Genomic DNA, 6,887 nt, shown 5'->3' with positions numbered 1-6,887 from the left:
CGCCGGTGGTGCCGGCCGGCAGCGTCATGCCCTGAGCACGAGTTTCCCGTTCGGGCTGAGCCTGTCGAAGCCTTGTCTCGCTTGCCACCAACCCTTCGACAAGCTCAGGGTGAACGGGCGTTCGATCAACCGGCCGCCACGAAGCGATCGGTCCGTGCCGCCTGGATCACCTCGGCGAACTCGGTGTTGATCACGTCGATCGGCATCCGCCCCTTCAGCCACGGGTTCGGCTGCACGAACCAGAACGCGATGTTCCACGCATCGAAGGCCGGGGCCAGCTCGGAAGCCACCTGCAACGGGCCGGCCTTCACCGCCATGTCGGCCCGATCGAACTGGAACATCGGCAGCCACAGCTCGTTGCGCCATTCGAAGCTCATCACGCTGCGCTCGACGATCTGCCGTGCCAGTGTCGGCACGCCCCGGCTGCCGCATTGCGCGAGCCGCTCCACCACCTCGTCGCCACGCGCCAGGCCGCCGCTCTCGCGGTAGTGGCGCAGCATCTGCACGAACTGCCGGTCGCGGTCGATCACCAGCCCGGTGTCCTGCCCGGGCGCATTCCACGGGTGGACATCGTGCGGCATCGGCAGGCCCGCGTTGCGGGAGCGGGTGGCGGTGGGGGCGGCATGTGCTCGCGCAGGGGATTGCATCTGGAGACTCCCGATCAGGATGGGCGCGATGCAGTCCGGGACCGGCCAATCGCATGACGCGACGATAGGCGGGGGTGAGGCATCCGGATACCAGCCAGCGTCGCGATGCCCTGTAGGAGGGCAGGAGGTGCACCGGGCCCCCTTGTAGGACCGCGTAGGCGTTTTCCGACGTTCGAATCCGGTGCTGGCGACTGGCCCGCGAACCGTGCCTGCGCGAGCATCCGGCATCCAGATGTTGCATCGCCAGAAAAAGCCGTCATGAAAACCAACAATTGCGCTCGCTACCTGCTGCTCTTCGGCTCGAAGGAGTCGCCGCGCGCCGTGCTGTTCGACGACGAGGAGCGCCTGCTCGCCGAGATGATCGATGAAGACGGTTTCCTGGTCGACAGCCTGCTGCGCAAGGGCCGTGCGGTGCGCCCGACCTCGAAGCTCGTGGCGGCGGTGTCGCAGGCCTTGCGCGCCTGCGCCCGGCAAATGGCGGGCAACGGTGCCCGTGCCGATCTGCACCTCCGTTGCTTCGCGCTCGGTTGAGCGCGGTACGGGGAGTCATCCCGATGCGGCCCGGCATCCTGTCCATCCCCGGAGTGAAGGTGTCGCTGCCGGCGTTGGGGCCGGGACACACGCGCAGCCTGCACAGGCTTCGGTGTGTGACAACTCGCAAGCCGTGCCGCAGCACCGCCGTCGCCCGCACTGACGCCTCGTTACCACTGCACGCGGGAGGGCCCTGCAGCGCAAGCTATCGTCGCGCACTTTGGCCGCTGGCTCGGGCCGATGAGGGAACGATCCGGTGATCAGCAGTAACGATGTCCACCATGACGACGGCAGGAAGCGGGGGTCACGCGCAATCCGACGCCGCCTTGTCGATCTGCTCGGCAAGCTTGTCGGGCCGCATCGCCTGCTCGAGCACCTGCAGGCTCGGGTCCTTGTCGTCGACCACGCCGACCGCACGCCCGATGCGTTCAAGCAACTGCAACATTTTCGTGTTCTCCTGCTCCGTGAGCAGGTTGATCTGCAGGTCGAGCTGGTTGCGCCGTTCGCTGATGCGGGCGGCATGGTTCTGGCTCATGAGGATGAAGGTCGACAGGAAGATCGCTTCCAGCGACACCACCAGCGTCAGGAAGGTGAACGGATACGGGTCGAAGGCCTGCGGGCCGGGTTGCAGGTTGAAGGCGATCCAGCCGGCGAACCACGCGACGTGGACCCAGAAGAACACGGGGCTGCCGCAGAACGAACTGACGTGGTCGGCAAAGCGGTCCATCGGGCCGCGCACGCGGCTCGCCTCGTGCTCGAGGCGCTGGATGGCCTGCACATTGGCCTGCGTCAGGTCGTCCACCGACTCGGCGCTGCGGTAGTTGCTGTGGCTTGCAGGAGAGGAAGCTTTGGATGGAGACCGATGCATGGTCGGCGGTGGAGTGTTGGATGAACTGTCATGGCAATCGCTGTGCCCGACGGTTCCGCGTGGTCCCGGCGTGTCCGGGCCGCTTGCTGCGGGCCCACCGGTCCGCAAGAGGAGTTCTGTGATGCCGCACGCCTTGGTGGTGGATGACGAGCCGGATTCGGCCGAGACGATGGCGATGCTGATCGCGAGCGAGGGCTTCACCGTGGCCACCGCGGGGTCGCTGCGCGATGCGCGCCGGCAGCTCGCGCTGCAGGAGCCCGACATCGTGCTGCTCGATCTGATGCTGCCCGACGGCAACGGCATGGAACTGCTGAACGAGGCCAAGGGCATGAGCAACACCGACGTGGTGCTGATGACCGGCCAGGCGAGCCTGGACACCTCGATCCAGGCGCTGCGCCTGGGCGCGGCCGACTACCTCGTCAAGCCGATGAGCCTGAAGCAGCTGAAGGGCGTGCTGTCGCGCGTCACCAAGCCGTCGATGCTGAAGGCGGAGTCGTCGGACCTGCTGGCCACGCTGGAGAGCGACGGCCACTTCGGTGCGCTGTGGGGCCGCTCGGCGCCGATGCGCCGCGTCTACGAGCAGGTGCAGCGCGTCGCCGGCACGGCCGTCACGGTGTTCATCACCGGCGAGAGCGGCACCGGCAAGGAGGTGGTTGCCCGCACGGTGCACGACCTGAGCCGCCGGCGCGGCAAGCCGTTCCTGGCCGTCAACTGCGGCGCGATCTCGCCGCACCTGATCGAGAGCGAGATCTTCGGCCACGAGAAGGGCAGCTTCACCGGCGCCGACCGGCAGCACCAGGGCTTCTTCGAGCGGGCGAGCGGCGGCACGCTGTTMCTCGACGAGATCACCGAGATGCCGCTGGACCTGCAGGTCAAGCTGCTGCGCGTGCTGGAGACCGGCACCTTCATGCGCGTCGGCTCCACGCAGACGCTCGAGACCGACGTGCGGATGATCGCCGCCACCAACCGCAGCCCGCTGCAGGCGGTGGCCAGCGGCAAGCTGCGCGAGGACCTGCTGTACCGGTTGAACGTGTTCCCGATCCACCTGCCGGCGCTGCGCCAGCGCTCGGAAGACGTCTCGTTGCTGGCCGAGCATTTCGTGCAGCAGATCTCGGAGCGCGAGGGCACACCCAAGCGCTTCTCGCCGCAGGCCTTGCAGCGCCTGGCGCGCTACGAATGGCCGGGCAACGTGCGCGAACTGCGCAACGTGGTGTACCGCTCGTACGTGATGGCGCTCGACAGCACGATCGACGACGAGTGCCTGCCGCAATCGCCGGACGGCGAGGTGTCGGGCGCATCGATCCCGACCTCGCCGATCGCGGTCGAGGGCGGGGCACCGGCGATCACCGTGTGGGTCGGCACGCCGCTCGCCGAGATCGAGCGGCAGGTGACGCTCGCGACGCTGGAGTACCTCGGCCGCCACAAGGAGAAGACGGCCGCGACGCTGGGCATCAGCCTGAAGACGCTCTACAACCGCCTGAAGGAATACCAGGCGGCGGGCGCTGTCGGGCCCGACGGCCTCGACACGCGCTCGGCCGACCTGACGCAGGACACCAGCTGGGCCTCGTCGTGAGCTAGATCCGCGTCGCGAAGGCGTGGATCAGGCGGCCGAGGTTTTCCGGCCGCAGCGGCTTCACCAGGTAGGCGTCGAAGCCCGCCTCCAGCGCACGCGCCTCGTCGTCGTGGCGGCCGCGTGCATTCAGTGCGGCAAAGAACACCGGCATGCCGATCAGGTGGCTGCGCAGCGGCTCCAGCAGCGCGGCGGCGTCGAAATCGGGCTGGCTGATGTCGCACAGCACGATCTGCGGCTGCTGGCTGCGCGCCAGCCGCAGCCCGGCCTCGGGGGTCGGTGCCGTCTGCACGTCGTGGCCCCACAACTCCATCTGCAGGCGCAGCACGTCGCGTGTCTCCGGATCGGGGTCGATCACCAGCACGCGATAGGTCTCTTCCGGCACCATCACCAGCGGCTTGTGGCGCGCGCCCGTCGTGGCGGCCGGCGATGCCACCTGCGGCAGGCTGATCACGAACTCCGCGCCGAGCCCGGGGCCGGCGCTGGAGGCCGCGATGTCGCCGCCATGCAGGAGCGCGATGCGCCGCGCCAGCGTCAGGCCGACGCCCAGCCCCGGCCGGCGCGCCGCGGTGCCGGCATCGTGGCGTGCGAACAGCTCGAACACATGCGGCAGGAAATCGGCGGCAATGCCTTGTCCGCGGTCCTTCACGCGCACCAGCACCTGGTCGCCGTTCGGGCCGCCACGCGCCTGCACCGACACCGAGATCTCGCCCGGGTCGCGCGAGAAGATCGATGCGTTGTAGACGATCGCCGAGACGGCCTGCGCGAGCCGCAGCGCATCGCCGTCGACCCAGGCCGCCTCCTTCGGGAACTCGGTCTTCAGCGTGTGGCCGGCGGCACTGAGCTTCGTGCGCAGGCCGTCGAGCGCGGTGCGCACCACCGCATCCACCGCCACCGGTTCCTTGATCAGCGTGATCTGGCCCTGCGCGACGCGCGTCACGTCGACCAGGTCGTCGATCAACCGGCGCAGCCGCGCCACCTGGCGCTCGACGATCTCGCGCAGCCGCCCGATCGTCGGGTTGTCGCTCTCCATCGTGCGCAGCACGCTGGCCGCGTTGGCGATCGGCGCCAGCGGGTTGCGCAGCTCATGCGAGAGCAGCGCGAGGAACTCGCCCTGGCGCCGGTCGGAGAGCCGCATCGCCTGCGTGCGCTCGGCCAGGCGCTCCTCGAGCTCCCTGCGCTCGTGGATGTCGACGCAGCTGCCGACGTAGCCGAGGAAGCGGCCGTCGCCGCTGGTGTGCGCGACGCCGTTGTCGAGCACCCAGCGGTAGACGCCGTCGTGGCGGCGCAGCCGGTAGTCCATCACGAAGGGCTGGCGCGCATGGAAGCTGGTGGAGTAGATGCCCATGCAGCGCTCGAGATCTTCGGGGTGCACCACCTGCGTCCAGCCGTTGCCGCGTTCCTCGTCGAGCGTCGTGCCGGTGAACTGCAGCCACGGCTTGTTGACCCACTCGCACCAGCGGTCCGGGCCGGCCAGCCAGATCATCACCGGCGCCGCATCGGCGACGTGGCGGAAATCGCGCTCGCCATCGCGCCCGCGCTGCGGCGCCGGCTGCAGCAGGCAGACGAAGCGGGCGCCGTCGAGGCCGGGCAGGCCGTCCTGCGAGGGCAGCTTCAGCAACTGGACGTCGAATGGGCGCACGCCGTCGCCCGAACCGATGCTGACCTCGCCCGACCATTCCTCGCCGGCGGCCAGCGCCCGGCCGAGCGCGAGCGACGGCGCCAGCCGCATCAGGTCGGACGGCAGGTCGCCGCCGCGCGCCAACGCCTGGGCGGCCGGGTTGGCGTCCAGCACGTGCCCTTCGGCATCGACGAGCAGGGCGGCCTGCGGCAACCGGTCGAACAAAGTGGGGCCGAGGTCGTTGAGCCTGGAGTTGGTCGTGTCGGCACGGTCCTGCATGAAAGGCTTTCGGTCGCCCGCAATCGGGTGCGGGCCGGGGTCTGTCGGACGGGGCCGACATCGCGTGTCGGCTGGCCGCTGGACTTCTACTGGCAAGTGTCGTGCCTGCGCCGTTTGTGACTTTTTGATTCAGGCCGCCCGCTTGCGCCGCTCGACCGGCTCCACCTTCAGCAACTGGCGGTACTTGGTCACCGTGCGGCGCGCCACCGTCAGGCCCTGGCGCGTCAGCAGCTTGGCGATCTGGGCGTCCGACAGCGGCTTCTTCGGGTCCTCCGCCTCGATGATCCCCTGGATCACGCCGCGCACCGCGGTCGGCGAGGTGCTGCCGCCGCTCGCGGTGTGCATGCCGCGCGAGAAGAAGTACTTCAGCTCGAACACGCCGACCGGCGTCGCCATGTACTTGTTGTTCGTCACCCGGCACACGGTGGACTCGTGGATGCCGACCTCGTCGGCGATCTCGCGCAGGCCGAGCGGCTTCATCGCGAGCGGGCCGACGTCGAGGAAGCGGTGCTGGCGTTTCAGGATGGCCTGCGCCACCGACAGGATGGTGGAGAAGCGCTGCTGCACGTTGCGCACCGTCCAGCGGGCGTCCTGCAGGTGGGCGGCCATCTCGCCGTGGCCGCCGCCGCGGTGCTGCTGGAACAGGTTCGCGTACATCTGGTTCAGCTTCACGCGCGGAATCACCGCGTGGTTCAGCGCGGCGGCCCAGGTGCCGCGCACCTTCTTGACGATCACGTCCGGCGTCACGTAGTTCAGGTTCTCGGCACCATGGCGCCAGCCCGGGCGCGGGTCGAGGTGGCGGATGCGTTCGCAGGCGGCCTGCACGCGCGCGGGGGGCTCGCCCAGCGCCTTCGCGATGCCGGCGATGTCGCGCTGCGCGAGCTGCGCCAGGTGCTGCGCGACGATGCGCCCGGCGAGCGCACGCTCGTCGGCATCCTGGATCTGCGGCATCTGCAGCAGCAGGCATTCGGCCACGCTGCGCGCGGCCACGCCGGCCGGCTCCAGCGACTGCACCAGCTTCAGCGCGGTGTTCATCTCGCAGGCCTCGACCGCCGGCGACAGGGCGGCCAGCGTCGCCAGTTCATCGAGGCCGGTGCGCAGGTAGCCGTCGTCGTCGAGCGACTCGATGACCGTGCAGGCGAGCGCATGGTCGCGCTCGTCCAGCGGCAGCATGGCGATCTGCGATCGCAGGTACTGGCGCAGGTCGACATCGGCGGCCACCAGCTCCATCGCGCTGATGTCGCTGTCGCCCGAGCCGCTGCCGCCGGTGCTGCCCGGCCCGGCCTGCCAGCTGTCGCGCTCGAAGGCCATGTCGGCATCGGCCGACGGTGGGGCCTCCATCGTCGCGTCATTGGCCGGTGCGAGCGTGTC

General features: G+C 69.4%; 6 protein-coding genes. 2 read left to right on the top strand and 4 right to left on the bottom strand.

Features of this window, described 5'->3' with window-relative positions; genetic code table 11:
* Positions 1-125: 125 nt before the first annotated feature.
* The gene (locus tag AC1DXV_RS29215; RefSeq protein WP_477936928.1) at positions 126-647 is read right to left on the bottom strand and encodes a hypothetical protein; all 522 of its coding nucleotides are present in this window, start codon (positions 645-647) and stop codon (positions 126-128) included.
* Between the two features lie 258 nt (positions 648-905).
* Between AC1DXV_RS29215 and AC1DXV_RS29210 the strand changes: the two genes are divergently transcribed.
* On the top strand, positions 906-1,178 hold the full coding sequence (locus AC1DXV_RS29210) for a hypothetical protein (protein WP_477871932.1): 273 nt from the start codon (positions 906-908) through the stop codon (positions 1,176-1,178).
* A gap of 304 nt (positions 1,179-1,482) precedes the next feature.
* Here AC1DXV_RS29210 and AC1DXV_RS29205 read toward each other — a convergent pair whose 3' ends face one another.
* Positions 1,483-2,046 carry a DUF1003 domain-containing protein gene (locus tag AC1DXV_RS29205; RefSeq protein ID WP_477936926.1) on the bottom strand — a complete coding sequence of 188 codons (564 nt, stop codon included), beginning with the start codon at positions 2,044-2,046 and terminating at the stop codon, positions 1,483-1,485.
* A gap of 121 nt (positions 2,047-2,167) precedes the next feature.
* Here AC1DXV_RS29205 and AC1DXV_RS29200 point away from each other — a divergent pair, with 121 nt between their 5' ends.
* Positions 2,168-3,619 (top strand): sigma-54-dependent transcriptional regulator, encoded by a 1,452-nt coding sequence (locus tag AC1DXV_RS29200; RefSeq protein ID WP_477936924.1) that lies wholly within the window; start codon positions 2,168-2,170, stop codon positions 3,617-3,619.
* 1 nt (position 3,620) lies between these two features.
* Here the strand turns inward: AC1DXV_RS29200 and AC1DXV_RS29195 are convergent, their stop codons facing one another.
* Together AC1DXV_RS29195 and rpoN are read right to left on the bottom strand one after the other, a co-directional pair.
* A complete protein-coding gene (locus tag AC1DXV_RS29195; RefSeq protein ID WP_477936922.1) occupies positions 3,621-5,516 on the bottom strand; it encodes an ATP-binding protein in 1,896 nt (631 codons plus the stop codon).
* A gap of 129 nt (positions 5,517-5,645) precedes the next feature.
* On the bottom strand, positions 5,646-6,887 hold a 1,242-nt coding region (rpoN, locus tag AC1DXV_RS29190; RefSeq protein ID WP_477936920.1), incomplete at its 5' end, for an RNA polymerase factor sigma-54.

Source organism: Rhizobacter sp. P3_C12 (genome assembly GCF_056402735.1).
This window is presented reverse-complemented; position numbering and strand designations above follow the sequence as displayed.